Source organism: Paraburkholderia kirstenboschensis (assembly GCF_904848585.1).
GTDB lineage: Bacteria > Pseudomonadota > Gammaproteobacteria > Burkholderiales > Burkholderiaceae > Paraburkholderia > Paraburkholderia kirstenboschensis.
Map to the genome: position 1 here is coordinate 500,842 of NZ_CAJHCR010000001.1, position 25,506 is coordinate 526,347.

The following is a 25,506-nucleotide window of genomic DNA, read 5'->3' on the forward strand; positions in this document are numbered from 1 at the left end:
TCACCTACTTACAAGGCGTGCTCCGCTATTGTCCGAGCGCGCCTTTTTTGCTTGATCGGTACTGAATGGATCATATTCGTAACTTCTCGATCATTGCGCACATCGACCATGGCAAGTCGACGCTTGCCGATCGCATCATCCAGATTTGCGGTGGCTTGTCCGACCGCGAGATGGAAGCCCAGGTGCTCGACTCCATGGATCTCGAGCGCGAGCGCGGCATCACTATCAAGGCACAGACTGCGGCCCTGACGTATCGCGCCCGCGACGGCCAGGTCTACAACCTGAACATGATCGACACGCCGGGCCACGTCGACTTCTCGTATGAAGTCAGCCGCTCGCTGTCCGCGTGCGAAGGCGCGCTGCTTGTTGTCGACGCAAGCCAGGGCGTGGAGGCGCAAACAGTCGCCAACTGCTACACGGCAATCGAACTCGGCGTCGACGTGATTCCGGTACTCAACAAGATCGATTTGCCGGCCGCGAACCCCGAGAACGCGATCGCCGAGATCGAAGACGTGATCGGTATCGACGCAACCGACGCCACGCATTGCAGCGCCAAGACGGGCCAAGGCGTGGAAGACGTGCTCGAAGCGTTGATCGCGAAAGTGCCGCCGCCGCAGGGCGATCCTGAAGCGCCGTTGCAGGCGCTCATCATCGACTCGTGGTTCGACAACTACGTCGGCGTCGTGATGCTCGTGCGTATCGTCAACGGCACGCTGCGTCCGAAAGACAAAATCCGCATGATGGCGACCGGCGCGCAGTATCCGGTCGAGCACATCGGCGTGTTCACGCCGAAGTCGAAGAATCTGGAATCGTTGTCGGCCGGGCAGGTGGGTTTCATCATTGCCGGCATCAAGGAATTGGCCGCGGCGAAGGTGGGCGACACCGTCACGCTCGTGAACAGTCCTGCTGCCGAACCGTTGCCGGGTTTTAAGGAAGTGAAGCCGCAGGTGTTTGCCGGCCTCTATCCGGTTGAAGCGAACCAGTACGACGCGCTGCGCGACTCGCTTGAAAAGCTCAAGCTGAACGACGCGTCGCTGCAATACGAGCCTGAAGTTTCGCAGGCGCTCGGTTTCGGTTTCCGTTGCGGTTTCCTCGGTCTGCTGCATATGGAGATCGTGCAGGAACGTCTCGAACGCGAGTTCGACATGGACCTGATCACCACGGCGCCGACCGTCGTGTACGAAGTCCTGCAACGCGACGGCACAACCATCATGGTCGAAAATCCGGCCAAGATGCCGGAGCCTTCGAAGATCGAAGAAGTGCGCGAGCCGATCGTCACCGTGAACCTCTACATGCCGCAAGATTACGTCGGCTCGGTGATCACGCTGTGTACGCAAAAGCGCGGCAACCAGATCAACATGCAGTATCACGGCCGTCAGGTGCAGTTGACCTATGAGATCCCGATGGGCGAGGTTGTGCTCGATTTCTTCGATCGTCTGAAATCGATCTCGCGCGGCTACGCGTCGATGGATTACGAGTTCAAGGAATATCGCGCGTCCGACGTCGTGAAGGTCGACATGCTGATCAACGGCGACAAGGTGGACGCGCTGTCGGTCATCGTGCACCGTTCGCAGAGCCAGTATCGCGGCCGCGAAGTAGCGGCGAAAATGCGCGAACTGATTCCGCGCCAGATGTACGACGTTGCGATTCAGGCCACGATCGGCTCGAATATCATCGCGCGCGAAAACATTAAAGCATTGCGTAAGAACGTGCTGGCAAAATGCTACGGCGGCGATATTTCACGTAAGAAAAAGCTGCTGGAAAAGCAGAAGGCAGGCAAGAAGCGAATGAAGCAAGTGGGGTCCGTCGAGATTCCGCAAGAGGCTTTCCTCGCCATCCTGCGTGTCGAAGACAAATAAGACGAACAACGGAACCCTATGAATTTTGCGCTGATTCTTTTTGTGCTCGTCGTTTTGACGGGCGTCGCATGGGTCGCAGACAAACTGGTGTTCATGCCGCAACGGCGGCGCGCGGCGGAAGCCGCGGTCGCTGAGTTCGACCGTCAGCAGGCACGCATCGGCGAGCGTTTCGCCGACGAAAACGCCGCGCAAACGCGCGCGCGTCTGCGTGACGACAAGCTGCGTCAACCGTGGTGGCTCGAGTATTCCGCGAGCTTTTTCCCGGTGATTCTGGTGGTTTTCGTGGTGCGCTCGTTTGTCGTCGAGCCGTTCAAGATTCCGTCCGGCTCAATGGTGCCAACGTTGCTGGTGGGCGACTTCATCCTCGTCAATAAATTCGATTACGGTATCCGTCTGCCGATCGTCAACACGAAAATCACAGAGGGCCGGCCGCTCCAGCGCGGCGACGTGGTGGTGTTCCGCTATCCGAAAGACGAGTCGGTCGACTACATCAAACGCGTGATCGGCTTGCCGGGCGACACGGTTGCGTATCAGGACAAGCAACTGACCATCAACGGCAAGCCGGTGCCTGAAACGCCACTGCCCGATTATCTCGACGAAGAGCGTCTTGGCTATGCGAAACAGTTCGAGGAAAATCTGGACGGTCGCAAGAACGCAATTTTGAACAATCCCGCGGTGCCGCCGTTTATCGTCGGCGCAGAAGATTATCCGTATCGCGACAACTGCACTTACAACGCGCGCGGCGTGATTTGCAAAGTGCCGCCGGGCAACTACTTCATGATGGGCGACAATCGCGATAACAGTGCGGACAGCCGTTACTGGGGTTTTGCGCCGGACAAGAATGTCGTCGGCCGCGCATTCTTCATCTGGATGAACTTCAGCAATCTCAAGCGCATCGGCTCATTCCAGTAAGTTTGCGCCCACTGCATGACACGCTGCGAACGTGATCGCTTATCGAAGATCAGCGATCACATGAACGACCCTGCGGGCGGCAGCGCGTTATCGCCGCATTAAAAAACTCCGCTAACGTCGCTTCACCACGCTTTTTCCGTCGGGCCGCCCGCGTTTTCGCCCGGCCCGGCGCCCGCGTTATACTCTGCCCATGCCCTCATCTCCGTTGGAAAGCCGTCTGCGCTACGAATTTCGCAATGCGGAATTGCTGCGCCAGGCTTTAACACACCGCAGTCACAGTTCCACGCACAACGAACGGCTCGAATTTCTAGGCGATTCCGTTCTGAATTGCGCGGTGGCTGCGCTTTTGTTCCAACGTTTCGGAAAGCTGGACGAAGGCGACCTGTCCCGAGTCCGCGCGAATCTGGTCAAACAGCAATCGCTTTACGAAATCGCTCAGGCCCTGAATATCTCCGAAGGGCTGCGGCTCGGGGAAGGCGAACTGCGCAGCGGCGGCTTCCGTAGGCCGTCAATCCTTGCTGACACGCTTGAAGCGGTGCTGGGTGCAGTGTTCCTCGACGGCGGCTTCGAAGCCGCCCAGACGGTCATCAAGCGCCTGTACGTGCCAATCCTCGATCACATCGACCCGCGCACGCTCGGCAAAGATGCCAAGACGCTTTTGCAGGAATATCTGCAAGGTCACAAGATCGCGTTGCCCACGTACACCGTCGTAGCCACGCATGGTGCAGCGCACAATCAGCAATTCGAAGTCGAATGTACGGTGCCGAAGCTGGACGTGAAGGTCTCTGGCTCTGGCGCCAGTCGGCGGGCGGCTGAGCAGGCCGCAGCCAAAAAAGCGCTCGATGAGGTTCTCGCCGCCGCGCCGGCAGTGGTCGGCAAGTCGAAGCGCTCAAAAGGCGCCCGCGCAGCGAAAAACGCCGAGCTCGAGATAGTCCCCGGCGTGACCGGCGTCCAAACCGCGCTCGACCTGCGCAGCCCGGATCGCAAGAGCGAGCGCGGCGCGGCTAGAGGAGAACCGCGGGTAACGTCCGCGACAGAGCCCGCAGCGGAACGCAGCGCGTTGGCGGTTGCGGTTGCGGCTGCGCCGTTGGCGGTGATTCGCGCGGCGCACGTCGAGTACAGCGCACCGGAAAGAGTCGAACGCGCCGATAAGGGCGAGAGGCTGGAGAAAGCCGACAGGGCGGAAAAGTTCGAGAAATCGGACAAAGCCGCGGCACAGCCCGGCGACAAATCCGCGGAAAAATCGGCGGGGGACAAGCCGGCGGACAAGCCGGACGCGAAGCCGGCCGAAGCCCGCGCGGCCGAACCGAAATTCGGCGAACCGAAAGCAGCCGAGCCGAAAGCAGCCGAACCTAAAGCCGCCGAGGCAAAACCCGCCGAGCCCAAGCCCGCCGAACCGAAGGCAGAGTCCGCCGCCGTCCGCGGCGTAGACAAACCGCACCGCAGTCGCGAACCGGCGCCCGACGCGGTATCGCCCGCGACGAGCACTGCGGCTCCCACCGAAAACGAACCCGGCGTAGCCGACGCGGTACAAACGCGCGTCGCCGACGCGGGCCATTGATTGCCCCGGCGCGCCACCCGAGCGCGTCTATCCGAACCTGCCGTAGCCCAATATGAACGCTCCCACTCCCACTGGTTTCCGCTGCGGCATGGTCGCGATCGTCGGCCGCCCGAACGTCGGCAAATCCACGCTGATGAACGCGCTGGTCGGCCAGAAAGTCAGCATCACGTCGCGCAAGGCGCAGACTACGCGCCATCGCATCACCGGCATTCATACGCTCGAAGACGTCCAATACATTTTTGTCGACACGCCCGGTTTTCAGACCAAGCACAGCGGCGCGCTGAACCGTTCGCTGAACCGCGCGGTGACCTCCACGCTGACTTCAGTCGATACGATTCTGTTCGTAATCGAGGCCGGCCGTTTCGGCCCGGACGACCAGAAAGTGCTCGACCTGATTCCGCCTTCTGTGCCCACGCTGCTGATCGCAAACAAGCTCGATCGTGTGTCGGATAAAGACTCGCTGTTTCCGTTCATGCAGCAGGTCAGCGCGCTGCGCCAGTTCAGCGAGATCGTGCCGCTGTCGGCCAAGAACCCGGACGATATCAAGCGTCTGATGGCCACCATCAAGCCGTATCTGCCGGAAGGCGCACCGATCTACGGCGAAGACGATCTCACCGATCGCAGCGAGCGCTTTCTCGCCGCCGAGATTCTGCGCGAGAAAGTTTTCCGCTGGACCGGCGACGAACTGCCGTACACGAGCACCGTGCTGATCGACAAATTCGAAACCGAAGGACGCCTGCGCCGCATCTTCGCGACGATCCTCGTCGAACGCGACACGCACAAGGCCATGATCATCGGCCAGAAGGGTGCGAAGCTGAAGCAGATCAGCACCGAGGCGCGCCTCGACATGGAGAAGCTGTTCGACGGACCCATATATCTGGAAACCTTCATCAAGGTGAAGAGCGGTTGGGCCGACAACGAAGCGGGACTTCGTGCGTATGGGTACGAATGACGCGTGGGTCACGCTGAATTCCGACACGGATCCGGACGACTCGGAGCCGGCCGCGCCGTCGCGCGAGCCGTCAAAACAGGCTCGCGTTAGCCGCAAATCTTCCACTAAAAGCACGTCCGACGCGGGTCCCGGTGACGCGCCCCGCAAGGCGCCGGCTCGCCGGCCCTCGCGCAGTTCCGCTTCGGCTTCCGAATACCGGATCGCCGAGCAGCCCGCCTTCGTTCTGCATAGCTACCCATATCGCGAGACGAGTCTGATCATCGACGTGCTGTCGCGCGATCACGGTCGCCTCGCGCTCGTCGCCAAGGGCGCGAAGCGTCCGCACTCCGCGTTGCGCGGCGTGTTGCAGACGTTCCAGCCGCTCGCGTTGTCGTGGTCCGGCAGGGGCGAGGTGCGCACGCTGACCGGTGCGGAATGGGTCGGCGGCATGCTGCCTTTGACGGGCGACGCGCTGCTGTGCGGCTTCTACGTGAATGAACTCCTCGTGAAGTTCTGCGCGCGCGAAGATCCGCATCCGCAACTGTTCCATCACTATGTCGTCACCATGACGCGTCTCGCGCACGACGAGCCGCCGGTCCAGGTGCTGCGCTCGTTCGAGCGCGTGCTGCTGCGCGAAACCGGTTATGCGATGGCGCTCGATCGCACGGTCGCGCGCAAAGCGGTGGAAGCCGGCAGCCGTTATGTGTTCGATCCCGAGCGCGGCGTGCGCGAAGCGTCCGACGATCTGCCCGCGCAATGGCCGGTGATCGCGGGTCAAACCTTGCTTGATATGGAAAAGGACGATTACCATCGGGCGCAGACCGTGGCGCAAAGCAAAACGCTGATGCGCTTTCTGCTCAACACTTACCTTGGCGGCACGCCGCTCGCGACGCGCCAGATCCTGATCGACTTGCAGAACTTATGAGCTTCTTTCTAACGTCGCCGAATGTGATTGATCTCGGCGTGAACATCGATCACGTCGCCACGCTGCGCAACGCGCGCGGCACCTCGTACCCCGACCCGATCCGCGCCGCGTTGATGGCCGAGGAGGCAGGCGCCGACGTCATCACGTTGCATCTGCGTGAAGATCGCCGCCATATCGTGGACGCCGACGTGCACGCGCTGCGTCCGCTGCTCAAGACGCGGATGAACCTCGAATGCGCGGTCACGCAGGAGATGCTCGACATCGCCTGCGAAGTAAAGCCGCATGACGTTTGCCTCGTGCCAGAAAAGCGCCAGGAATTGACCACCGAAGGCGGTCTGGACGTCGCCGGCCAGTTCGAGGCCGTGCGCGCCGCGTGCCGGCAACTGGCCGATGCGAACTCGCGCGTGTCGCTCTTCATCGATCCGGACGAGACGCAGATCCGTGCAGCACACGAAGCCGGCGCGCCGGTAATCGAACTGCACACCGGACGTTATGCCGAGGCGCACGATCCAGCCGAACAACAGCGCGAATATGAGCGCGTGGTTCGCGCGGTCGAATTTGGCGCGACGCTCGGTATCAAGGTGAACGCCGGCCACGGCCTGCACTACACGAACGTCCAGCAGATCGCGGCGATCGACGGCATCGTCGAGCTGAATATCGGTCACGCGATCGTCGCGCATGCGATTTTCGCGGGCTGGGACAACGCGGTGCGCGAGATGAAGGCGATCATGGTCGCCGCGCGTCTCGGCGCACGTGCGTAACTGACCGGCCCCCATATGGCGATCTACGGAATCGGTACAGACATCGTTCAGGTGAGTCGCGTCGCGGCGGTCATGACGCGCACCAAAGGCCGCTTTGCCGAGAAGGTGCTCGGTCCCGACGAGCTGCGTGTCTATCACGCACGCAACGCTCGTTCGGCCGCGCGCGGGCTCGCGTTCCTCGCCACCAGATTCTCGGCGAAGGAGGCCTTTTCGAAGGCGATCGGTCTCGGCATGCACTGGCCCATGACATGGCGCGCGCTGCAAACGCTCAACAAGCCGAGCGGCGAGCCCATGGTGGTCGCCTCCGGCGAGTTGGCCGAGTGGCTCGAGGCGCGCGGCATCACGGCGCGCGTCACGATCACCGACGAGCGCGATTACGCGGTGTCGTTCGTGATTGCCGAAAGTGCGCAAGCAGAAGAGGCGAACGGCTCCAACCTGTGAGCTGCGGCTCGATAGAAATAATCGTGAATGCGGCCCGCGCGGTCGCGTGTCTCCTTGCTCCACGCAATCTTCAAGCGGAATTCAATGAAAACCAATCCCGGACCGGTGATGCTCGACGTCGTCGGCAAAACGCTGAACGACGACGACAAGCGCCGCCTCGCCCATCCGATGACCGGCGGCGTGATTCTGTTCGCACGCCACTACGAGAGCCGGGCGCAACTGATTGCGCTGACCGACTCGATCCGCGCGATTCGCGAGGACTTGCTGATCGCGGTCGACCACGAAGGCGGACGCGTGCAGCGCTTCCGGACCGACGGCTTCACGGTGCTTCCGGCAATGGGCAAGCTTGGCGCGCTATGGGACAGCGACGTTCTGCACGCCACCAAGGTCACGACCGCGGTCGGCTATATCCTCGCTTCCGAGTTGCGCGCCTGCGACATCGACATGAGCTTTACGCCGGTGCTCGATCTGAACTACGGCCAGTCGCAGGTAATCGGCGATCGCGCGTTTCATAGCGACCCGCGCGTCGTGACGATGCTCGCGAAAAGCCTCAATCACGGTCTCGCGCTCGCCGGCATGAGCAACTGCGGCAAACACTTTCCGGGGCATGGTTTCGCGCACGCCGATTCGCACGTCGCGATGCCCGTCGACGAACGCTCGCTCGACGAGATTCTGCGCGACGACGTGGCGCCGTATGACTGGCTCGGGCTGTCGCTGGGCTCGGTGATTCCCGCACACGTGGTCTATCCGCAAGTCGACTCGAAGCCGGCGGGCTTTTCACGCGTCTGGCTACAGGAAATTCTGCGCGGCAAGCTGCGCTTCGAGGGCGCTATTTTTAGCGATGACCTGTCGATGGAAGCGGCGCGCCAGGGCGGCACGCTCACCGAAGGCGCGACTGCGGCGCTGCAGGCCGGTTGCGACATGGTGCTGATCTGCAATCAGCCAGAACAGGCCGAAAAGGTGCTGGACGAACTGCGCTTCACGCCATCGAAGGAATCGCGGCAGCGGGTGAAGCGCATGCGCCCGCGCGACAAGGCGCTGAAGTGGAGCAAGCTGGTGGCGGAGCCGCGATATCTGCAAGCGCAGGCTTTGCTGCGCAGCGTGTTTGCCTGAGCGGCACGCGAAGACAGTAGATAAAACAACGGCGCCTCGCTTCAGGCGCCGTTGTTCATTGGTCACACGCACGCGCACACGCGCGCGTCCCCGGTCCGCTTTGCGAGCGCTTCGACGCGCAAAGCGGAAGAGGGAGCTTAGTTAAGCCGCATCCGTTGCAGCTTGTTGTACAGCGTCTTCGGGCTGATGCCCAGCAGCGACGCCGCCCGATGGCGTGTACCGCCTACCGCGTCGAGCGTCGCGCGAATCAGCATTTCTTCGACATCGGCGAGCGGGGTGCCGACCGTGACCTGAACGCGGCTGCCATTCAGATCGCGACCGTTGACCGAGCCCGCTTCGTCGGCGCGCAACGACTCCAGCACATCGCCCGACGCGTGGTACGCGCGCCGTACGCGGTCCTGCAACTCGCGCACGTTGCCCGGCCATTCGTAAGTCAGACACTCGCGCAGGAAGTTGGGCCCGAGCTGCTTGGCGACATCGGACGCGCCGCGCGCGGCGGCGTCATGATTCAGTTCGTCGACAATTGCCTGCGCGATCAGCGCCGGATCTTCGCCGCGCTCGCGCAACGGCGGCAGCGTCACCGCTGCGGCTTCGAGACGCAGCGCGAGGTCTTCATGCAAACTGCCGTCCGCGACCGCAGCGCGCGGCGCCTTGCGCGTCGACGCGATCAACCGGAAGTCGGTCACCACCTGACTCGTGCCGCCGACCCGCATGAAGGTCTGCGAATCGAGCGCGCGCAGCAGTGCTTCCTGCTGCGCGCGCGGCAACTCAGCGATTTCGTCGATGAAAAGCGTCCCGCCGCTCGCCTGCTCGAAGAGGCCCGGCTCGCGCTGATCGGCGCCGCCGAACGCGCCGCGTTCGTGGCCGAACAGCACGCTATCCAGCGAATGCAACTGCGTTGTGGCGGCCGCGCTCCGGCAATCGAGCGTGACGAACGGGCCTTTGCGGCGCCGGCTCATGTCGTGCATCGTCCGAGCCGCCACCTGCTTGCCGGTGCCGGCTTCGCCTGAAATCAGCACGGCTGCTTCGGTCGGCGCGATATGTTCGATCGTGTCGTAGACGTGCTGCATTGCGCCGCTGCGACCGAGCACCGAGCCGAAGCGCCCAAGTTGACGCAACGATGCGCGCAGCGTCTGCACTTCTTCAGTCAACTCGTACGGACGCGGAATTCGCGCAAGCAGACTGCGCAGGCGCGGAATGTTGACCGGCTTCAGCAGATAGTCCCAGATGCCATGCCGCAAGCCCTCGATCGCGCTCTCCACGGTCGCGTTGCCGGTCATGACGATGACGGGCAGCGCGCCGCCTGGCGGTTGCGCGGGCAGATGCTGCAACAGATCGAGCCCGCTGCCGTCGGGGAGATTCAGGTCGACCAGAACGACGTCGGGGATGAAACGCGTCAGCGCGGCGCGCGCTTCGGCGATGGTCGTCGCGGTGTCGACTGAAAAGCCGTCCGCGGCAAGAATCGCGGATAGGCCCGACAGGCTATTGGGGTCGTCTTCAACAATCAGAGCGTGTGGCATGGCGAGCGCAACTTTTTAAATGGATGAAATAGCCGCTTCGCTGCGCCGGAACCGCGGCGCGGCGAAGCGGGCACGATGGCTGGCCGGTACTGTCGGTCGGATGCGTCGCCTCGCAAGTCAGCATCAGCCGGGTGGTGCAAAAGCGGCCCCGGTCGGCATGACCGCGGTACCCGGCATTCATGACACCGGGCGAAGCGGGCGGCGAGTCGACTCACGTAGTTCTGGTCCTTTGCTGTATCTGATCGGGCGATTCGCCGCGCGCTGGTTAGCATCTCGGCCCGCCTGGTTCTAATCACCGGCATCCCTGCGGCCGCGATGCAACGCTGCAAGGGCGCCGGCAGTTACTTCGCTTCAGCTCTCAGATATCCCGATTGCTGTCGAAGAAGCGGCGTACTTCGCGCTCCGCGTCCTCGCGTGTTTTGCCGTAGCGTTCCTGAATCAGGCCCGCGAGCCGGTCGGCGCGACCTTCGGCCTTGGTGAGTTCGTCGTCGGTCAGTTCGCCCCACGCAGCCTTCGCTTTACCAACCAGTTGCTTCCACTTGCCTTCAGCGATGTCGTTATTCATCTCGCATCTCCGGAGTCGAAATATATTAGGTATGGGGTGTCTAGCAGGACCTATGCCAACGCTGTTTGATTCGGCATATCAAGGGCTTACCTTTGGCGAAGACGGCAACATCGGGTGCCGCGCCCGGAAATTTGGACAAAATTGCCGGTAAAGTTTTCCTCAACGATACTCGGCGGCACAAAAAAGAAAAAGCGCCCAATTGGGCGCTTTTCATTTTTTTGCCAGCGCGCGTGCGTCGCGCTGGCGGAACGGCTTGGCGGCGCTTATGCGCGGCTGCGGTACTCGTGCGTACGCGTGTCGATTTCGATCTTGTCGCCGATGTTGCAGAAGAGCGGCACTTGCAGTTCGAAACCGGTGTTCAGCTTGGCATTCTTCAGCACCTTGCCCGACGACGTGTCGCCCTTGACAGCCGGTTCCGTGTAGATGATTTCGCGGACCAGCGTGGTCGGCAGTTCGACGGAGATGGCTTTCTCGTTGTAGAACACGACTTCGCAAGTCATGCCGTCTTCGAGGTAGTTCATCGCGTCGCCCATCATTTCGGCTTCGACTTCATACTGGTTGTAGTCGGCGTCCATGAACACGTACATAGGGTCGGCGAAGTACGAGTACGTCACTTCCTTGCGCTCGAGCACGACGACGTCGAACTTGTCGTCTGCCTTGTACACGCTTTCCATGCCTGCGCCGGTCAGCAGGTTCTTGAACTTCATCTTGACGACGGCGGAGTTGCGGCCCGATTTGTTGTATTCGGCCTTTTGCACGACCATTGCGTCTGCGCCGATCATCACGACGTTACCGGTGCGGAGTTCCTGTGCGGTCTTCATAAAACTGTCCTGTACGAAATAAGTAGCTTCAACTTGTGCTCAACGGCATACGGCGCAAGCGGCTTCGACGTTTCCTGCGCTTTGCGCCGCGCCGCGATGAAACGGCCCGGCCATAAGCGGTGCATGAAGCGTGGTTGGCTTGCTGCGAGGGTTCCAGTGGCGTAGCCGATGCGACGCGTTCCGCAATTCCCGCAAATCCGTTACCTGCTTTTTACCCGATGCGGGCGTGTACACGAGTGGCGCCGGTCGGCAGCGTGTGTCCTGTCGTGCTTTTTTCTCCACCTCTCCACCATTTGCCGTGCGGCTCGCGTACAGCATCGCATTTGCATCTTTCGATGCCGGGGAAACGGGCTGAAAGGCGGAGATAAAAGACAACTAAAACCAAGATTTTGTGCTGCGATCGGGCCGCGCTTGCGTCGTCGGCCGTTGGATAACCGCTTATTTTAACTGACTTTTTGTGAACAAGGCCAGATTTCCAGCGAGGTCTCCGACTTGCGCGAGTTCGCCGGCCCATTCGACCGCGCGCCGCTGCAGCGCCGGGTAGTGGTCGCGCAGCGCTGCCCAGTCCGGCTCGCCGGCGCCATTCCAGGCGTCCCAGAAGCGCGCGAGCGCGGCGCGGGCGTCGACGGGAAGCGTGCGGCCGTAGTGCTCAAGCGCGGCGTCGAGCTTCGGCAGATGGGCGTCGTCGGCTTGCGGGTAGATGTGCCAGACGAAGGGCTTGGCGGCCCACTGCGCGCGAACGAACGAATCCTCGCCGCGTACGAAGTTGATGTCGCTTGCCCACAGCAGCGCGTCGTAGCCGGATTGCTCGGTGAACGCGAGGCCGTGAGCGCTCAAGCCGCCGCGCTCGGCATGGGTGCCGGCGGCGAACGCCGGCAGTCCGAAAAAGCGCGCAACCGCGCCGGAGATGCGGCCCTCCGGCACAAGCAGCACGACAGGTTCGGCACTATCGCGCCATTGCTCGAGCACGCTGTCGACTGCCGGGTTCTCATAGGCGAAGAGTGAAACGACGGTCGCGCCAACAGGCGGCGCGCGTCCCACGGCTTGCAGCCACCACGCTTCTCGTGCCGCGGGCGACGCTTCGAACGCCGCGCGTGCAGCATCCAGATTCCGCTCCTTCAGCACGCCGCCCGTGCCCGGCCCGAGACCCGGAAAGAAGAACGTCTTGACGAGCGGATAGCGCGGATGCGGCGACGGCCGCAGATGAAAGTCCGCCACCCAGTCCTCGGCGCTCAGATATTCGAGGTTGATCCACACAGGCGGGCGCTCGCGCTGCGCCATCGCAGCCACGTAAATGGGCGGCAGTTCGCAGGCGAACGCCTCGATCACCACGTCGGCGACTTCCAGCGTGTCGCCCGCATGCGCAGGCGCGTGCCAGTGTTCGATGACGATCCCGCCGATAGTCTGCCGCGCACGGTCGAGCGCGAGCGACGGACACAGTTTCTGGAACGCATGCAGATCGTCGACGAAGACGCGCACTTGCCACCCATGCTCGCTCGCAAGCTGACGCGCGAGGCGCCAGCACACGCCGATGTCGCCGAAATTGTCGATCACCGCGCAGAAAATATCGCACGCGATCGCTGCGGACGGTTCGCCAGGCGGCGCGGCGGTTGGGTCAGCCGTTGGGTCGGCCGTTGGATCGGCCGTTGGGTCAGCGGTTGGGTTGGAGGGCGGCGCGGTAGAGGGCATCGACGTGGCTCGGGCGGACGCGGAATGTTCTAAACTGGCGATTCTAAAGCACCCGTTCGATCTCCTCGCGCTGGACTTCTTTTAGTGCGAAACCGATGAGGCCACACCTGGCCAGACGGGGCGACCGCCCGCGAGACAGTTCCACCAGCCGATCCTGCATGACCGAACCCGAAGCAAACATCGCTTTCGAGCCGAAAACAGTGCTCGCCCAGTTGCCGCATCTGCCCGGCGTCTATCGCTATTACGACACGCACGGCGCGGTGTTGTATGTCGGCAAGGCGCGCGACCTCAAGAAGCGCGTGTCCAGCTATTTCACGAAGACGCAACTGTCGCCGCGCATCGCGATGATGGTGACGCGCATTGCGCGCATCGAGACGACTGTCACGCGCTCCGAGGCAGAAGCGCTGTTGCTGGAAAACAATCTGATCAAGGCGCTCGCGCCGCGCTACAACATTCTCTTTCGGGACGACAAGTCGTATCCGTATCTGAAGCTGACCGGCCACAAGTTTCCGCGCATGGCGTATTACCGCGGCTCGGTGGATCGCAAGAACCAGTACTTCGGTCCGTTTCCGAGCGCGTGGGCGGTGCGCGAGAGCATTCAGATCCTGCAACGCGTATTCCAGTTGCGTACCTGCGAAGACTCCGTTTTCAACAACCGCACGCGGCCGTGCCTGCTGCATCAGATCGGCCGTTGCACGGCGCCGTGCGTCGGGAACATCGGCGAAGAGGATTACGCACGCGACGTCGCGAATGCGTCGCGCTTTCTGCTCGGCCGCCAGGGCGAAGTGATGAAGGAACTCGAGCAGAAGATGCATGCGTTCGCGAGCGAGCTGAAGTTCGAGCAGGCTGCGGCCGTGCGCAATCAGATGAGTTCGCTGTCGACGGTGCTGCATCAGCAGGCCATTGAAGTCGGTAGCGATAGCGATGTCGATATTCTCGCGGTGGTCGCGCTGGGCGGCCGCGTCTGCGTGAATCTGGCGATGGTGCGCGGCGGCCGGCATCTCGGCGACAAGGCGTATTTTCCCGCGCATGTGGAAAGCGCGTTGACGGTGGAAGAGGGCGGTCTGGAAGAGGAAAGCGGCGACGACGTATTGGTCGACGTCGCGTCGGATGGAGGCTCGCTCTCTGCGGAAGACGCGCTCGGCGATATGAGCGGCGAAACGCAATCTACGGACACCGCAGATGCACTTGCAATCGCACAAGAACTGCCGCCCGAAGATGACGACGACTTCGCGGACGACGCAGTCGACTCAGGCGCGCTCGATACCAACCCCGATTCTGATTCCGAACCGGCGAAGCCGCGCAAGGGCAGCGCGTCGGGCAGCATCGAATCGGAAGTGCTCGAGGCGTTCATCGCGCAGCATTATCTCGGCAATCGCGTACCGCCCGTGCTGGTGGTCAGCCACGCGCCGGCCACGCGAGAACTCGTCGACGTGCTGATCGAGCAGGCCGGCCACAAGGTCACCGTGCTGCGTCAGCCGCAAGGGCAACGGCGCGCGTGGCTTGCGATGGCCGAGCAGAACGCACGGCTCGCGCTCGCACGACTGTTGTCGGAGCAAGGCTCGCAACAGGCGCGTACCCGCGCGCTTACCGACACGCTCGGCATGGAGTGCGACGACCTCGCGCATGTGCGCATCGAATGTTTCGACATCAGCCACACAATGGGCGAGGCGACGCAGGCGTCGTGCGTCGTGTATCACCATCACAAGATGCAGTCGTCGGAGTATCGCCGCTACAACATTACGGGCATCACGCCCGGCGACGACTACGCGGCGATGCGCCAGGTGCTCACGCGCCGCTACGAGAAGATGGTCGCGCAGGCCGCCGCGAATGCCGCCGACCAGGCCGCCGATCTGCAAAGCGATGCGGCGGTGGACCCGTCGCTCACGCCCGAGGCCGCTGAACCGGTCGCGGCGGGCGGCATCTTGCCCTCCATCGTGTTGATCGACGGCGGCAAGGGCCAGGTCGAAATCGCGCGGCAGGTGTTCACCGAGCTTGGACTGGACACGGGCATGCTGGTCGGCGTCGCGAAAGGTGAGGGGCGCAAGGTCGGCCTCGAAACGCTGATTTTCGCCGACGGCCGCACGCCGCTCGAACTCGGCAAGGAAAGCGCCGCGCTGATGCTGGTCGCGCAGATCCGCGACGAGGCGCACCGTTTTGCGATCACCGGCATGCGCGCAAAACGCGGCAAGACGCGTCAGACGTCGCGGCTCGAGGAACTGGAGGGCGTGGGGGCGAAACGGCGTCAGCGGCTGCTGGCGCGCTTTGGCGGGCTGCGCGGCGTAGTCGCGGCGAGTGTCGAGGATCTCGCGAGCGTCGAAGGGATTTCGCAGGCGCTCGCCGAGCAGATCTACCGGCAATTGCACTGAATCGCGGTGGGTGGGGCACGTCGCCCATAGCTGGACGCGGCGGCAAACCCCCGTGCCGCAGCACCTTGCACGACGAGCCGATGCGCTCGCCGGCATCCGCGCCTGGCCGCGCTTCATGCGCCGGCCTCGCGCGAGGTGAGTCGCGCAAGCGGTGCGCGTCTCGCAGTCGGCGCCGCTTTGCTTGTGGCAGGCACTGCGACACGGCACAATTGCATCTCTCCCGTCAGACGCTGCGCCTGCCCATGCCGTTCAATTTCCCGATTTTCCTGACCTGGCTGCGGATCGTTCTGATCCCGCTGGTCGTCGGCGTGTTTTATTTGCCCGACATGATGATGAGCCCCGCGCACCGTAATCTCGCGGCGGCGACGATCTTCGTGCTGGCTGCGCTGACAGACTGGTTCGACGGCTACCTTGCCCGCAAGTGGAATCAGACGTCGGCGTTCGGCGCGTTTCTCGATCCGGTCGCGGACAAACTGATGGTGACCGCCGCCTTGCTCGTGCTCGTGCAACTCGCGCGAATCGACTCCGCTATTGCGCTCGTAATCGTCGGACGCGAGATCGCGATCTCGGCGCTGCGCGAATGGATGGCGCAGATCGGCGCGTCGAAGAGCGTGGCCGTTAATTCGCTCGGTAAATTCAAGACCGTTTGCCAGATGGTGGCGATTCCCATGCTGCTGTTCAACGGTCCGCTGTCGTTCGGCGGCGGCGTGACGATCGACACACGAACCTGGGGCCTGTGGCTCATCTATCTCGCGGCATTCCTGACCATCTGGTCCATGCTGTATTACATGAAGCTCGCATGGCCGCAAATTCGCGAGCGCGGCGGGGCGGTCTGAGCGCCGTACGCGCCGGCATTGCGGCGATACGTGAGAACGTCATGAGTGAAATCTGTTCGGTTAAAGAGATTGGCAAAAGGGGTTGACACGTTTCGGTCGTTTCTCCATAATCTCGTTTCTCCGATGCACGCAGTTCGAAACGTCGGTTGCAGTAGAAGGAAGAAGGGCGTAGTAGGCCTTTTTAAGCAGCACGAAAGCAGTAATACGCGGGAGTAGCTCAGTTGGTAGAGCGCAACCTTGCCAAGGTTGAGGTCGCGAGTTCGAGCCTCGTCTCCCGCTCCAGATTTTTGAAGCAGCGCGTTGTTCAGTACGGTAGTTTGGTGAAGTGCAAGGCGTTGCGAAGCAGTGCAATGCGGGAGTAGCTCAGTTGGTAGAGCGCAACCTTGCCAAGGTTGAGGTCGCGAGTTCGAGCCTCGTCTCCCGCTCCACACATCAGGGGAAGCAACGCTTCCCTTTTTGTTTGGTGGACTGACGGTTGTCCACGAGACAAATCAGAGAATCTGCAGCTAGATTCCCATCCGCTTGCGGCGCGATAGCAAAGCGGTTATGCAGCGGCCTGCAAAGCCGTTTAGGCCGGTTCGACTCCGGCTCGCGCCTCCAGTAGTTGAAGTACAGAAAAGCCCCGCCATGTCGGGGCTTTTCTTTTTGCGCGTCCGCAATCCAGTGTGGACGCATTACTGAAGACGCGCCCCGCTGCGCATCCGGTGCGCGGGCAATATGGCGCACAATGCGTGTTTGTTCCTTGCCACCCAACGTGCATGTACCTACACATCACCGGCACCAATGTGCGCCTCCTTGGCTCCATGCATCTCTTTCCCGCATCGAGCCGCAGAACGCCGCCGTGGATCGAGCAGGCATATGACTGGGCCGAGACGCTGGTCTTCGAATCCGACCCGCCGACGATTCTGCCTTTCCTCAAAGCCGATCCGCAGTGCGGTGCGCAAAGCCTCGCGCCTCTCCTTTCCGTCGACGCCTGGACTCGTCTGCAAGCGGCGTGGCCCGCTGAGGGGCCGCTCGCGCCGCTCGCCGACCTGCGTCCGTGGGCTGCGCTGATCGTTGCGCCGACGTTGTTCCAGCAGCTCGTCGAAGGCGTCGAGCCGCGCATGCTGCGGTGGGCGACAGGCGAGGGCAAAGCATATGAGTATCTGGAGACAGCGCACGAAGTCGCTCGCGCGCTCGAATCGATTCCGCTCGATACAGTCGCCGCCGCGCTCGCAGCGCTCATGGCCGACATCGGCGAGCCGCAACGCACGCTCGAGCGCATGCATGCAGCGTGGCTCGACGGAGATCTGTCAGCCGTGCACCGCATCGCCGTCGAGTCGCCGATGTTCAATCTGCCCGACATCCGACGCGCGATCCTGGATGCGCGCAATCACATGTGGGCCGTGCGCATAAGCGAGTTGCTCGCGCGGCCTGAACGAACTCTTGTCGTGGTCGGCGCACTTCATCTGTGCGGACCGGGCGACCTCGTTGAATGTCTCGCGCGATCCGTCGAGCCGGTGTTTGCCGGCGAGTAGCAGCGTAGCGATGGGAAACCTATCCGCAGGCATAAAGCTGATTGGTCCGATGCCGCGACGCGCGGCATAATCGTGCATTCGCCGCCGTCGGTGACGGCGCGCTTCTTTCTAAAAGCCTGTCATGACCGAACCACAACACACCGCTGCCGCGAGGCTTGCGCAACTCGAATGGCGCTGGAAGGCGTTCGATGAGCTCACGAGCGCCGAGGTCTACGCCATGCTCGCCGCGCGTAGCGCTGTCTTCGTGATCGAGCAGAACTGTCTGTATGGCGATATCGACGGTCTCGATCTCGACGCCTGGCATCTGCTCGCATTGGGCGCAGCGGGAGATGCAATCACGGGCGCAGCGCGGCCGCCGCTGGCCGGCTATTTACGTGTGCTTCTACCCGACGCCGACGACGGCGATATTCGAATCGGCCGCGTACTGACTACCGCGGAATTTCGCGGCATCGGTCTCGGCAATGCCATGCTTGACCGGGCAATCGCGAATATCCGCAAGCAGTGGCCGGGCACGCCGATCCGCTTGCACGCGCAGGCGCATCTGCAACGCTTCTACGGCGCGTTTGGTTTTGCGCCGGTGTCCGAGATTCACGAAGAGGACGGCATTCCGCACGTGTGGATGCGTTCGGCCTGAGCGTGCAAGGGCGTGCCTGAAGGGTGTAGCCGGTGATCAGCCAAAGGCCAGCGAGACGGTAGCTGAACACCGGCGACGCATCAGCGGTGAATGCCGACAGTCGACGAAGCCGTATTCGCAACATCAGCTTTCGCAGGGCTCGCCGCCATCGCGCGCCGTTCGCCGCGCACGCGTCCGCGCGCGGAGAGGCGCATCCAGTGACGCAACGCCACGAGCGCGCCGATCACGCTCATCATCGAACCGGGGATCCACAGAAGGAGGCCGCCGATCTGTTGATCGCGCATAGGGCTCAGCCAGGTGAACGCGCGCCCGCAGATCGAATAGATCGGATACAGCTCACGCGGCGAAAAAAAGATGAACGCCCCGAGGATGATCTGCGGCGGAATCGCGGCGATCACCACCAGCACGCGCTTGCCTGGCGACAAGCGCGCGGGTGGCGCGGGACGCGGGTCGAGCACGAGCCACCAGAACAGCAGGCCGTCGACCACCATGCTCCAGTTCATCACGCGATAAAGCCGCCAGTCGAGCATCGCGACAAAATGGACCGGCGACATCAGCCAGAAGTAAATCAGGCCAACGAACAATGTCACCGCGACGACCGGATGCATGACGACGTCGAGCAGCTTGCGCACCGACGGCAGGGCGAGCGCGGGCCGCACGAAGCGCTGGCGCCAACCGAACGGGATGCCCGCACGCAATGCCGCGCCCGGATACGACAGCGCGATAAAGAAAGGTCCGAGATGATGCAGCACGAGGTGCTGCGCGCGATGCATGAAAAACTCGTGCTCGAAGAAATAATCGAGCCGCGTGTGCAACGCGACGTATAACGCCACCAGCCCGAACCAGAAGGAAACGCGCCGCGCCGCCGACACCTTTGCCTTGCGCGCGCCGCGCACGAACAGAATTGCGGGCAGCAGCAGGGCGATGACGACCGTCGGTGAGAATTCCCAGGGATCGAGCCAGTAGAGCAGGTTCATTGCCGCGGATTGCCGTGAATTGCCGTGCTTACTTCGTCTGCGCGGGCGACTTCACCGCGAACGGTGTGTCGAGCGTTGCGCCGTCCGAAAACTTCAGCGTCAGATGTACCGTGTCGCCCGGCGCGATCTTGTGTTTCGCGTCTTCGAGCATCACGTGATAGCCCCCCGGTGCGATTGCAACCTGCCCGTGCGCGGGCACCGTCAGCTTGTCGACCATCACCATCTTCTGCGACGAACCATTCGAGACTGTCTGATGCAGCATCGCGTCGCCGTAGTCGGGGCTCGAAATATCGACGAGGTCCACGGGTTTGTCGCCTGAGTTCACGAGCGTCACGTAACCGGCCGCGGGCAGGTTGTTCGGCAGCCAGCGCACCCATGCATTCTTCGCGGTAATCGGCTGCGCGCCTGCGGCGTGGGCAGTCACGGCGAAAGCAAACGAAAGGGCAAGGGCGCCGGCCACGGCGGAGAGCGTACGGGTTCTGGACATTGGTATCTGTGTCATGGCTTGAGGTCAGGAGCGTTGATCGACGATGCGGCGCAGGTCCTGCGCGATCGCATCTGGCGTGTCGTGGTCGGTGGCGAGCAGGCGTGCGCGGCCTTGCGCGTCGAACACGTAGACGGCGGAACTATGGGTGACTTCGTAATTGCCGTTGGGGTCGCGCTTTTCCATCTGATACGCAACCCGGTAGCGTTTTGCGAGCGATTCGATCTGCCAGTCGGTGCCGGTCAGTCCCTCGGCATGCTTCGAATCGAATGCGCCGACGTAATCGTGCAACGCCTTCGGCGTGTCGCGCGCCGGATCGACCGTGATGAACAGGATGCGCACCTTCTGCGCGTCGGGGCCGAGCTTCTCCAGCACCTGCATCAGCCGTCCCATGGTTTCGGGGCAGACGTCCGGGCAATGCGTGTAGCCGAAATAGACGAGCGAGGCGCGCCCCTTGAACGAATCGCCGCTGACGGGACGCCCGTCGTCGCCCGTCAGCGTGAAGTCGAGGTCAGGCAAATGGCCGGTCACGTTCGTCAGATGCCACGGCTCAGCGCGATTCGTGCAGCCGGCAAGCGCGATCATGGCAAAGAGCGCGCCGGCCGCGATCGTCGACCGGAACCGGCGCGCGCGGCTCTCGCGAGGCGGCGACCCCGGGTCCGCTTGCAAGCGTTGCAGTGAGATGATCGGGAACAAAGCAGGTATCAATGACTCGATTGAAGAGCGGGGCATTGCGCCGCTCTCGCGTGCGCGCGCCCCAACTGCCGGCGAGCGGTTCGCGATAGTGGACAAAAATCGTCGTAACGCCAAAGTCTCGTTTGGCTGCGACTGTATCGCAAAATGACGGAAGGCGTCGCTCACGGCCCACGGGCGCACGGTTTGCGAGGCAATATGACGCACATGACTGAAAGCTGGTTGAAGCCCGATCGTTTCCGATTTGAACGCAATCCCGGTGAGCGTGGCGCGACCTCGCTGCCATGCTGCTCCATCCGGCTTGCGCCCAGCTCTCTTTCTCGAAAAATTGATGGATGCGCGGTAAGATGCGCACACTTTTCCGGCTGCGAATGGCCGAAAGGCAAAACTACCCGATGCAAGCACTTCCGGCTTTCCTGTCTCCTGGCGAGACCGCGTTTTTCTTCGATTTCGACGGCACGCTCGTCGAACTCGCTCCCACGCCGGACGGCGTGCAGGTGCAACCTCGCGTCATCGAGCTACTCGCCGAGCTGCGACGCTTGACCAATGGAGCGGTCGCCGTGGTGTCCGGGCGCGGCATCGACAGCATCGACGCTTTTCTCGGCATGCCCGATCTCCCGATTGCCGGTCTGCATGGCGCCGAGCGGCGCGACGCGAACGGCGACACGCAACGCATCGGCTTCCACGACGAACGCCTTCTGCGCATGGAGCAGGTTTTGGCCGAGGTGGTCAACGCCAACCCCGGCATGCTGCTCGAGATCAAGGGCGCTGCGCTCGCGTTGCACTACCGCAATGCGCCGGATCGCGAGCCGGTGGCGCGCGAGGCGACCGAGCGACTGGTCGCCGATTATCCGAACTCGTACGTGTTGCAGCCGGGCAAGATGGTCTATGAAATCAAACCGAAGGACGTCGACAAAGGCCGCGCCATGCGCGCGTTCCTCGACGAGCCGCCGTTCGTCGGACGCAAGCCGGTTTTTGCCGGCGACGACCTGACCGACGAAAAGGGCTTCGCCGTCGTGAATGAGCGCGACGGACTGTCGATCAAGGTCGGCGCGGGTGAGACGACAGCGCACGCGCGCGTCGAGTCCGTGACCGCGCTGCTCGACTGGCTCGAGACAGTGGTTGCGGCGGCGCGTGCGGGATGACCGCCGCGGTGTCCGGCACACGACGTTCACAACGCACACAAGATAGTGCGACAACAAGGCATTACATCGGGGACAGCGTTTCATGAGCCGACTGATTATCGTTTCGAACCGGGTTGCGCCGATCTCGGAGGGCGGTCCGGCGGCGGGCGGTCTGGCGGTGGGTGTGTACGACGCGCTCAAGGAAACCGGCGGCATGTGGTTCGGCTGGAGCGGCGACGTGCTGAGCTCCGGCCAGCCGCAGATCAAGGTCGAAGAGCGCGGCCCCGTGACTTTCGCGACCATCGCGCTGATGCGCCGCGATTACGACCAGTACTACCGCGGCTTCTCGAACGCGACGCTATGGCCGGCTTTTCACTACCGCGCCGACCTGCTGCAGTACGACCGGCATGACTTCGAGGGTTATTGCCGCGTGAACGCGTGGCTCGCGCAGCAACTCGTGCCGCTGCTACGTGAAGACGATGTGATCTGGGTTCACGACTATCACCTGATTCCGTTCGCCGAGGCGCTGCGCGCGGCGGGCGTGAAGAATCGCATCGGCTTTTTCCTGCACATTCCGTTTCCCGCTTCGCAGGTGCTGCTGGCTGTGCCGCCGCATCGCGATCTCGTACAAGCGTTGTGTTCGTTCGATCTGCTCGGTTTCCAGACGGCTCCTGATCTGCGCGCCTTCTGCGATTACATCGTCAACGAGGCGAACGGCACAGTCGACGCCTCGCCCGCCGGGCCGCTCGCAGTTCATGCGTTTGGCCGCACGTTGCGTGCAGGCGCTTACCCGATCGGCGTCTATCCGGACGAGATCGCTGAACTCGCCAAGGCGGGTGAGCGCGGCAAGCCGGTGCGCACGATGAAAGCAACGCTGCATTCGCGCAAGCTGATCATGAGCGTGGACCGTCTCGATTATTCGAAGGGACTGGTCGAGCGTTTTCGCGCGTTCGAGCGTCTGCTGGAACACGCCACGGCGCAACGCAACAAGGTGTCGTTCCTGCAGATCGCGCCGCCGACCCGCGCCGACATGCATGCCTACCAGGACATCCGTCTGCAACTGGAAGGGGAGTCGGGCCGCATCAACGGGCGCTTCGCGGAGCTGGACTGGACGCCGATTCTGTACATCCACAAGCAATACGAACGCTCGGTGCTCGCTGCGCTCTTTCGTACCGCGCATGTCGGCTATGTCACGCCGCTGCGCGACGGCATGAACCTCGTCGCCAAAGAATACGTGTCGGCGCAGGACCCTGAGAATCCGGGCGTGCTCGTGTTATCGCGTTTCGCGGGCGCGGCGCAGGAGCTGGACGGCGCGCTGATCGTCAACCCGGTGGATATCGACGGCATGGCCGATGCGCTCGCCAGAGCGCTCGACATGCCGCTCGCGGAGCGCCAGGCGCGTCATCGGGACATGATGGCGCAATTGCGGGAGAACAATGTTTCGGTCTGGCGCGACAACTTCATGCGCGATCTGCAGAGCGCCGGTGGTGCAGCCCGCACCAGGAGCGGGCGGGCACGTGCCGCTTCGGGGAAGAAAACCGCGCGCGAGGTTCTCGCTAGCTAGTAGCCACAGTGAGCCGGGTTTGAATTGGCGTAGACGTTCGCCTTCATCGCGACAAGCTGGAAAACGAAAAAAAGCCGCTCGATAAAGCGGCTTTTTTCCTTTGACTGAACGCGTTCCTGTCTAGGGCGCGCGGCTCAGATCACGTGCTGTTCGTCGACTTTCTTGCCGCCCACATGCAGGGTGGCGCCCTTGCCGTATTGCTTCGAGAGCAGGTCGCGATACAGGCCGGGGCGCAGCCGCAACTCTTCGGGACTGCCGTCGTCGATCACCTTGCCCGCGCTCATCACGATGATGCGGTCGAAGTTGTTCAACGTCGACAGGCGGTGCGCAATGGCGATCACCGTGCGGCCTACCATCAGCCGGTCGAGTGCCTTCTGGATCGCTTCTTCCGATGCACTGTCGAGCGCCGACGTGGCTTCGTCGAGCAACAGGATCGGCGCGTTCTTCAGGATCGCGCGTGCAATGGCGATCCGCTGACGCTGTCCGCCTGACAGCTTCACGCCGCGGTCGCCGACGATCGTGTCGAAGCCTTCCGGCATGGCCTCGATGAAGTCGGTGCAGCGGGCCTCGCGCGCCGCGGCCAGCACTTCTTCGCGGCTCGCTTCCGGGCGGCCATACGCAATGTTCTCGTACACCGTGCGATGGAACAGCGAAATATCTTGCGGCACGAGCGCGATCGCATGGCGGAGGCTGTCCTGCGTGATCGTGTCGATGTCCTGACCGTCGATCTTGATCGAACCGCCTTGCGTTTCGTAGAAACGCTGCAGCAAGGCCAGCACGGTCGACTTGCCCGCGCCCGACTTGCCGATCAAACCGACCCGTTGGCCCGGCTCGATATGCAGGTCGAAATGATCGAGGATCGGCCGGCGGCGCGGATACGCGAACGTCACGTTTTCGAAATCGACGCGGCCGCCCTGCGGCACGAGCTCGGTCGCGCCGTCGCGGTCGGGCATGCCATGCGGCTCCAGCAACGTGCGCACAGCTTCCGCAAGACGGGCCACGTGCTGCGTGACATCCACCAGCGCGACTGCGAGATCGCGCGTGCCGTGCAGAATGGTGAAGCCGAGCGAGCTGACGAGCACGATGTCGCCCGAGGTCGCTTTACCTTGGTCCCACAGCACGAGCGCCCAGCCAAGCAGGCCCGCCGACAGCAGCGCGGTGATCACCGCGTGCAGCAGACGCAGCTTTTCCAGATAGAGCAGGCTTTGCTGACGCGCGTCCATCTCGGCCTTGACCGTCGCGCCGAAGCGCTGCTGTTCGCGAAACGTCATGCCGAAGGCGCGCACGAGACCCATGTTGCTGATGACGTCGACGAGTTCGCCGTCCACCGATGCCGCCCTGGTCGCGAAATGGTGGTGGCGCGCGGAGCCGCGGCCGGCAAGCTTGTACAGCACGACCGACAGAATGGCCGAGCACAGCATCAGGCCGCCGGCCATCAGCGGGTTCACCGCGATGATCATGAAGATCGCGCCGAGCACGGCGATGCACGGCGGCAGCACGTTCCAGGCGGTGGTGTTTTCGGCGGTGTAAACCGCGTTCGACGTGGCGGTGATCCGGCTTGCCAGCATGCCGGGCTGCTTCTCGGAGTAGTAGGTCGGCGAATGCCCGCTCAGATACTGGAAGAGGTCGCGCCGCAAGTCGCCGGTCACGGCGACGAACGTGTGGGCGGCGACCCAGCCGCCGACGCGCCAGAGCAGGTTATCTGCCGCGATCAGCCCGACCAGGATCGCAAAAGCGCCCCACAGCGGCCCCGGATGATGCCGGCCGGCGCCGAGCACATCGATAAGATGCTTGATCGCGTATTGCGAAGCGAGCGCACAGCCCACGGCCGCTATCACGCTGCACAGCACGGTCGCATGAGCGAGCGGGTGGCGGCGGATAAAGCGGAAAAGGAACGCAAGGGGCCGGTGCGCATAGCTCGCGAGCTTGGCGTTCTGGGCGTTGCGCTGGGCGATGGTCAAATGTTCCAATTGATCGTGAGGTTCGTGTGGTTCGGGGGTGTGCATGCAAAGCGTGGGCCACGCGAAAAGAATCCGCGGCGAAGCCAATGCTTCGCATTGTAAACATGCAAAAGCGATTGCGCCCTGTGTAACCGGGCTTTTGGCGCGATAGATGTCGCGATGACGTTCGCAACCTACCTCTTGCTCGACTCACTGCGGCGGCAGTGGTTCACGCTGGTCGCGGAATGTTTTGGAGATATAATTACAAAC

At 62.7% G+C, this 25,506-nt stretch carries 22 protein-coding genes and 3 tRNA genes; 17 read left to right on the forward strand and 8 right to left on the reverse strand.

Annotation, left to right across the window (positions count from 1 at the left end):
- The first annotated feature begins 65 nt into the window (after nucleotides 1-65).
- From lepA to nagZ, 8 genes are all read left to right on the forward strand, one after another.
- Nucleotides 66-1,859, forward strand: a complete 1,794-nt coding sequence (gene lepA / locus JMY24_RS02355) for a translation elongation factor 4 (protein ID WP_128595589.1) — start codon at nucleotides 66-68, stop codon at nucleotides 1,857-1,859.
- 18 nt (nucleotides 1,860-1,877) lie between these two features.
- Nucleotides 1,878-2,771: a signal peptidase I gene (lepB, locus tag JMY24_RS02360; protein ID WP_128588905.1), complete on the forward strand. Its 894-nt coding sequence runs from the start codon at nucleotides 1,878-1,880 to the stop codon at nucleotides 2,769-2,771.
- 190 nt (nucleotides 2,772-2,961) lie between these two features.
- Nucleotides 2,962-4,332, forward strand: a complete 1,371-nt coding sequence (rnc, locus tag JMY24_RS02365) for a ribonuclease III (protein ID WP_128595588.1) — start codon at nucleotides 2,962-2,964, stop codon at nucleotides 4,330-4,332.
- 52 nt (nucleotides 4,333-4,384) lie between these two features.
- Nucleotides 4,385-5,284 (forward strand): GTPase Era, encoded by a 900-nt coding sequence (gene era / locus JMY24_RS02370; RefSeq protein ID WP_128595587.1) that lies wholly within the window; start codon nucleotides 4,385-4,387, stop codon nucleotides 5,282-5,284.
- Nucleotides 5,271-6,188: a DNA repair protein RecO gene (gene recO, locus JMY24_RS02375; protein ID WP_128588909.1), complete on the forward strand. Its 918-nt coding sequence runs from the start codon at nucleotides 5,271-5,273 to the stop codon at nucleotides 6,186-6,188. Before era ends, recO begins: the two co-directional genes overlap by 14 nt.
- Entirely contained in the window at nucleotides 6,185-6,949 is a 765-nt protein-coding gene (pdxJ, locus tag JMY24_RS02380) for a pyridoxine 5'-phosphate synthase (protein WP_128595586.1), read from the forward strand. The genes recO and pdxJ overlap by 4 nt, the downstream gene beginning before the upstream one ends.
- Before the next feature lie 15 nt (nucleotides 6,950-6,964).
- Complete coding sequence (acpS, locus tag JMY24_RS02385) at nucleotides 6,965-7,390, forward strand: holo-ACP synthase (protein WP_128588913.1); 426 nt, start codon at nucleotides 6,965-6,967, stop codon at nucleotides 7,388-7,390.
- Nucleotides 7,391-7,474: 84 nt separating this feature from the next.
- Nucleotides 7,475-8,503 carry a beta-N-acetylhexosaminidase gene (gene nagZ, locus JMY24_RS02390; RefSeq protein ID WP_128595585.1) on the forward strand — a complete coding sequence of 343 codons (1,029 nt, stop codon included), beginning with the start codon at nucleotides 7,475-7,477 and terminating at the stop codon, nucleotides 8,501-8,503.
- Nucleotides 8,504-8,640: 137 nt separating this feature from the next.
- On the opposite strand, the gene JMY24_RS02395 is transcribed toward nagZ, so the two are convergent.
- From JMY24_RS02395 to earP, 4 genes are all read right to left on the reverse strand, one after another.
- Nucleotides 8,641-10,023 (reverse strand): sigma-54-dependent transcriptional regulator, encoded by a 1,383-nt coding sequence (locus JMY24_RS02395; RefSeq protein ID WP_201701353.1) that lies wholly within the window; start codon nucleotides 10,021-10,023, stop codon nucleotides 8,641-8,643.
- Nucleotides 10,024-10,381: 358 nt separating this feature from the next.
- Nucleotides 10,382-10,588, reverse strand: coding sequence for a CsbD family protein (locus tag JMY24_RS02400; protein ID WP_020069403.1), 207 nt, complete (start codon nucleotides 10,586-10,588; stop codon nucleotides 10,382-10,384).
- Nucleotides 10,589-10,851: 263 nt separating this feature from the next.
- Nucleotides 10,852-11,409 carry an elongation factor P gene (gene efp, locus JMY24_RS02405; protein ID WP_020069404.1) on the reverse strand — a complete coding sequence of 186 codons (558 nt, stop codon included), beginning with the start codon at nucleotides 11,407-11,409 and terminating at the stop codon, nucleotides 10,852-10,854.
- Between the two features lie 438 nt (nucleotides 11,410-11,847).
- Nucleotides 11,848-13,098 carry an elongation factor P maturation arginine rhamnosyltransferase EarP gene (gene earP / locus JMY24_RS02410; protein WP_236597303.1) on the reverse strand — a complete coding sequence of 417 codons (1,251 nt, stop codon included), beginning with the start codon at nucleotides 13,096-13,098 and terminating at the stop codon, nucleotides 11,848-11,850.
- Nucleotides 13,099-13,256: 158 nt separating this feature from the next.
- Here earP and uvrC point away from each other — a divergent pair, with 158 nt between their 5' ends.
- The 7 genes from uvrC to JMY24_RS02445 all read left to right on the forward strand — a co-directional run bounded on the left by uvrC (nucleotide 13,257) and on the right by JMY24_RS02445 (nucleotide 18,454).
- Nucleotides 13,257-15,467 carry an excinuclease ABC subunit UvrC gene (gene uvrC, locus JMY24_RS02415; protein WP_128595583.1) on the forward strand — a complete coding sequence of 737 codons (2,211 nt, stop codon included), beginning with the start codon at nucleotides 13,257-13,259 and terminating at the stop codon, nucleotides 15,465-15,467.
- 242 nt (nucleotides 15,468-15,709) lie between these two features.
- Nucleotides 15,710-16,303, forward strand: a complete 594-nt coding sequence (gene pgsA / locus JMY24_RS02420) for a CDP-diacylglycerol--glycerol-3-phosphate 3-phosphatidyltransferase (RefSeq protein ID WP_128592184.1) — start codon at nucleotides 15,710-15,712, stop codon at nucleotides 16,301-16,303.
- Between the two features lie 206 nt (nucleotides 16,304-16,509).
- Nucleotides 16,510-16,585, forward strand: a tRNA-Gly gene (locus JMY24_RS02425).
- Nucleotides 16,586-16,655: 70 nt separating this feature from the next.
- A tRNA-Gly gene (locus JMY24_RS02430) sits at nucleotides 16,656-16,731 on the forward strand.
- A gap of 98 nt (nucleotides 16,732-16,829) precedes the next feature.
- A tRNA-Cys gene (locus JMY24_RS02435) sits at nucleotides 16,830-16,903 on the forward strand.
- Between the two features lie 158 nt (nucleotides 16,904-17,061).
- On the forward strand, nucleotides 17,062-17,820 hold the full coding sequence (locus JMY24_RS02440) for a TraB/GumN family protein (RefSeq protein WP_128595581.1): 759 nt from the start codon (nucleotides 17,062-17,064) through the stop codon (nucleotides 17,818-17,820).
- A gap of 121 nt (nucleotides 17,821-17,941) precedes the next feature.
- On the forward strand, nucleotides 17,942-18,454 hold the full coding sequence (locus JMY24_RS02445) for a GNAT family N-acetyltransferase (RefSeq protein WP_128595580.1): 513 nt from the start codon (nucleotides 17,942-17,944) through the stop codon (nucleotides 18,452-18,454).
- A gap of 80 nt (nucleotides 18,455-18,534) precedes the next feature.
- Here the strand turns inward: JMY24_RS02445 and JMY24_RS02450 are convergent, their stop codons facing one another.
- From JMY24_RS02450 to JMY24_RS02460, 3 genes are read right to left on the reverse strand one after another with little or no spacing between them, the layout of a single operon-like run.
- Nucleotides 18,535-19,431, reverse strand: coding sequence for a cytochrome c oxidase assembly protein (locus tag JMY24_RS02450; RefSeq protein ID WP_201701354.1), 897 nt, complete (start codon nucleotides 19,429-19,431; stop codon nucleotides 18,535-18,537).
- Nucleotides 19,432-19,459: 28 nt separating this feature from the next.
- Entirely contained in the window at nucleotides 19,460-19,918 is a 459-nt protein-coding gene (locus tag JMY24_RS02455; protein WP_128592052.1) for a copper chaperone PCu(A)C, read from the reverse strand.
- A gap of 24 nt (nucleotides 19,919-19,942) precedes the next feature.
- Nucleotides 19,943-20,647 (reverse strand): SCO family protein, encoded by a 705-nt coding sequence (locus JMY24_RS02460; RefSeq protein ID WP_413231215.1) that lies wholly within the window; start codon nucleotides 20,645-20,647, stop codon nucleotides 19,943-19,945.
- A 356-nt stretch (nucleotides 20,648-21,003) separates the two neighbouring features.
- On the opposite strand from JMY24_RS02460, the gene otsB reads away from it, so the two are divergent.
- Together otsB and otsA are read left to right on the forward strand one after the other, a co-directional pair.
- Nucleotides 21,004-21,753 carry a trehalose-phosphatase gene (gene otsB, locus JMY24_RS02465; RefSeq protein WP_201701355.1) on the forward strand — a complete coding sequence of 250 codons (750 nt, stop codon included), beginning with the start codon at nucleotides 21,004-21,006 and terminating at the stop codon, nucleotides 21,751-21,753.
- An 82-nt stretch (nucleotides 21,754-21,835) separates the two neighbouring features.
- The gene (gene otsA / locus JMY24_RS02470; protein WP_128595578.1) at nucleotides 21,836-23,296 is read left to right on the forward strand and encodes an alpha,alpha-trehalose-phosphate synthase (UDP-forming); all 1,461 of its coding nucleotides are present in this window, start codon (nucleotides 21,836-21,838) and stop codon (nucleotides 23,294-23,296) included.
- Nucleotides 23,297-23,430: 134 nt separating this feature from the next.
- Here the strand turns inward: otsA and JMY24_RS02475 are convergent, their stop codons facing one another.
- Entirely contained in the window at nucleotides 23,431-25,302 is a 1,872-nt protein-coding gene (locus tag JMY24_RS02475; protein ID WP_193425141.1) for an ABC transporter ATP-binding protein, read from the reverse strand.
- Nucleotides 25,303-25,506: the final 204 nt, after the last annotated feature.

Bases quoted from the DNA above. Each gene is read 5' to 3' on its own strand.
- otsA (WP_128595578.1), top strand. From the start codon at position 21,836: ATGAGCCGACTGATTATCGTTTCGAACCGGGTTGCGCCGATCTCGGAG.
- era (WP_128595587.1), top strand. From the start codon at position 4,385: ATGAACGCTCCCACTCCCACTGGTTTCCGCTGCGGCATGGTCGCGATC.
- JMY24_RS02460 (WP_413231215.1), bottom strand. From the start codon at position 20,647: ATGCCCCGCTCTTCAATCGAGTCATTGATACCTGCTTTGTTCCCGATC.
- lepA (WP_128595589.1), top strand. From the start codon at position 66: ATGGATCATATTCGTAACTTCTCGATCATTGCGCACATCGACCATGGC.
- JMY24_RS02400 (WP_020069403.1), bottom strand. From the start codon at position 10,588: ATGAATAACGACATCGCTGAAGGCAAGTGGAAGCAACTGGTTGGTAAA.
- uvrC (WP_128595583.1), top strand. From the start codon at position 13,257: ATGACCGAACCCGAAGCAAACATCGCTTTCGAGCCGAAAACAGTGCTC.
- JMY24_RS02475 (WP_193425141.1), bottom strand. From the start codon at position 25,302: ATGCACACCCCCGAACCACACGAACCTCACGATCAATTGGAACATTTG.
- lepB (WP_128588905.1), top strand. From the start codon at position 1,878: ATGAATTTTGCGCTGATTCTTTTTGTGCTCGTCGTTTTGACGGGCGTC.
- JMY24_RS02440 (WP_128595581.1), top strand. From the start codon at position 17,062: ATGTACCTACACATCACCGGCACCAATGTGCGCCTCCTTGGCTCCATG.
- acpS (WP_128588913.1), top strand. From the start codon at position 6,965: ATGGCGATCTACGGAATCGGTACAGACATCGTTCAGGTGAGTCGCGTC.
- otsB (WP_201701355.1), top strand. From the start codon at position 21,004: ATGCAAGCACTTCCGGCTTTCCTGTCTCCTGGCGAGACCGCGTTTTTC.
- JMY24_RS02395 (WP_201701353.1), bottom strand. From the start codon at position 10,023: ATGCCACACGCTCTGATTGTTGAAGACGACCCCAATAGCCTGTCGGGC.
- JMY24_RS02450 (WP_201701354.1), bottom strand. From the start codon at position 19,431: ATGAACCTGCTCTACTGGCTCGATCCCTGGGAATTCTCACCGACGGTC.
- JMY24_RS02445 (WP_128595580.1), top strand. From the start codon at position 17,942: ATGACCGAACCACAACACACCGCTGCCGCGAGGCTTGCGCAACTCGAA.
- pgsA (WP_128592184.1), top strand. From the start codon at position 15,710: ATGCCGTTCAATTTCCCGATTTTCCTGACCTGGCTGCGGATCGTTCTG.
- pdxJ (WP_128595586.1), top strand. From the start codon at position 6,185: ATGAGCTTCTTTCTAACGTCGCCGAATGTGATTGATCTCGGCGTGAAC.
- nagZ (WP_128595585.1), top strand. From the start codon at position 7,475: ATGAAAACCAATCCCGGACCGGTGATGCTCGACGTCGTCGGCAAAACG.
- efp (WP_020069404.1), bottom strand. From the start codon at position 11,409: ATGAAGACCGCACAGGAACTCCGCACCGGTAACGTCGTGATGATCGGC.
- earP (WP_236597303.1), bottom strand. From the start codon at position 13,098: ATGCCCTCTACCGCGCCGCCCTCCAACCCAACCGCTGACCCAACGGCC.
- recO (WP_128588909.1), top strand. From the start codon at position 5,271: ATGGGTACGAATGACGCGTGGGTCACGCTGAATTCCGACACGGATCCG.
- rnc (WP_128595588.1), top strand. From the start codon at position 2,962: ATGCCCTCATCTCCGTTGGAAAGCCGTCTGCGCTACGAATTTCGCAAT.
- JMY24_RS02455 (WP_128592052.1), bottom strand. From the start codon at position 19,918: ATGTCCAGAACCCGTACGCTCTCCGCCGTGGCCGGCGCCCTTGCCCTT.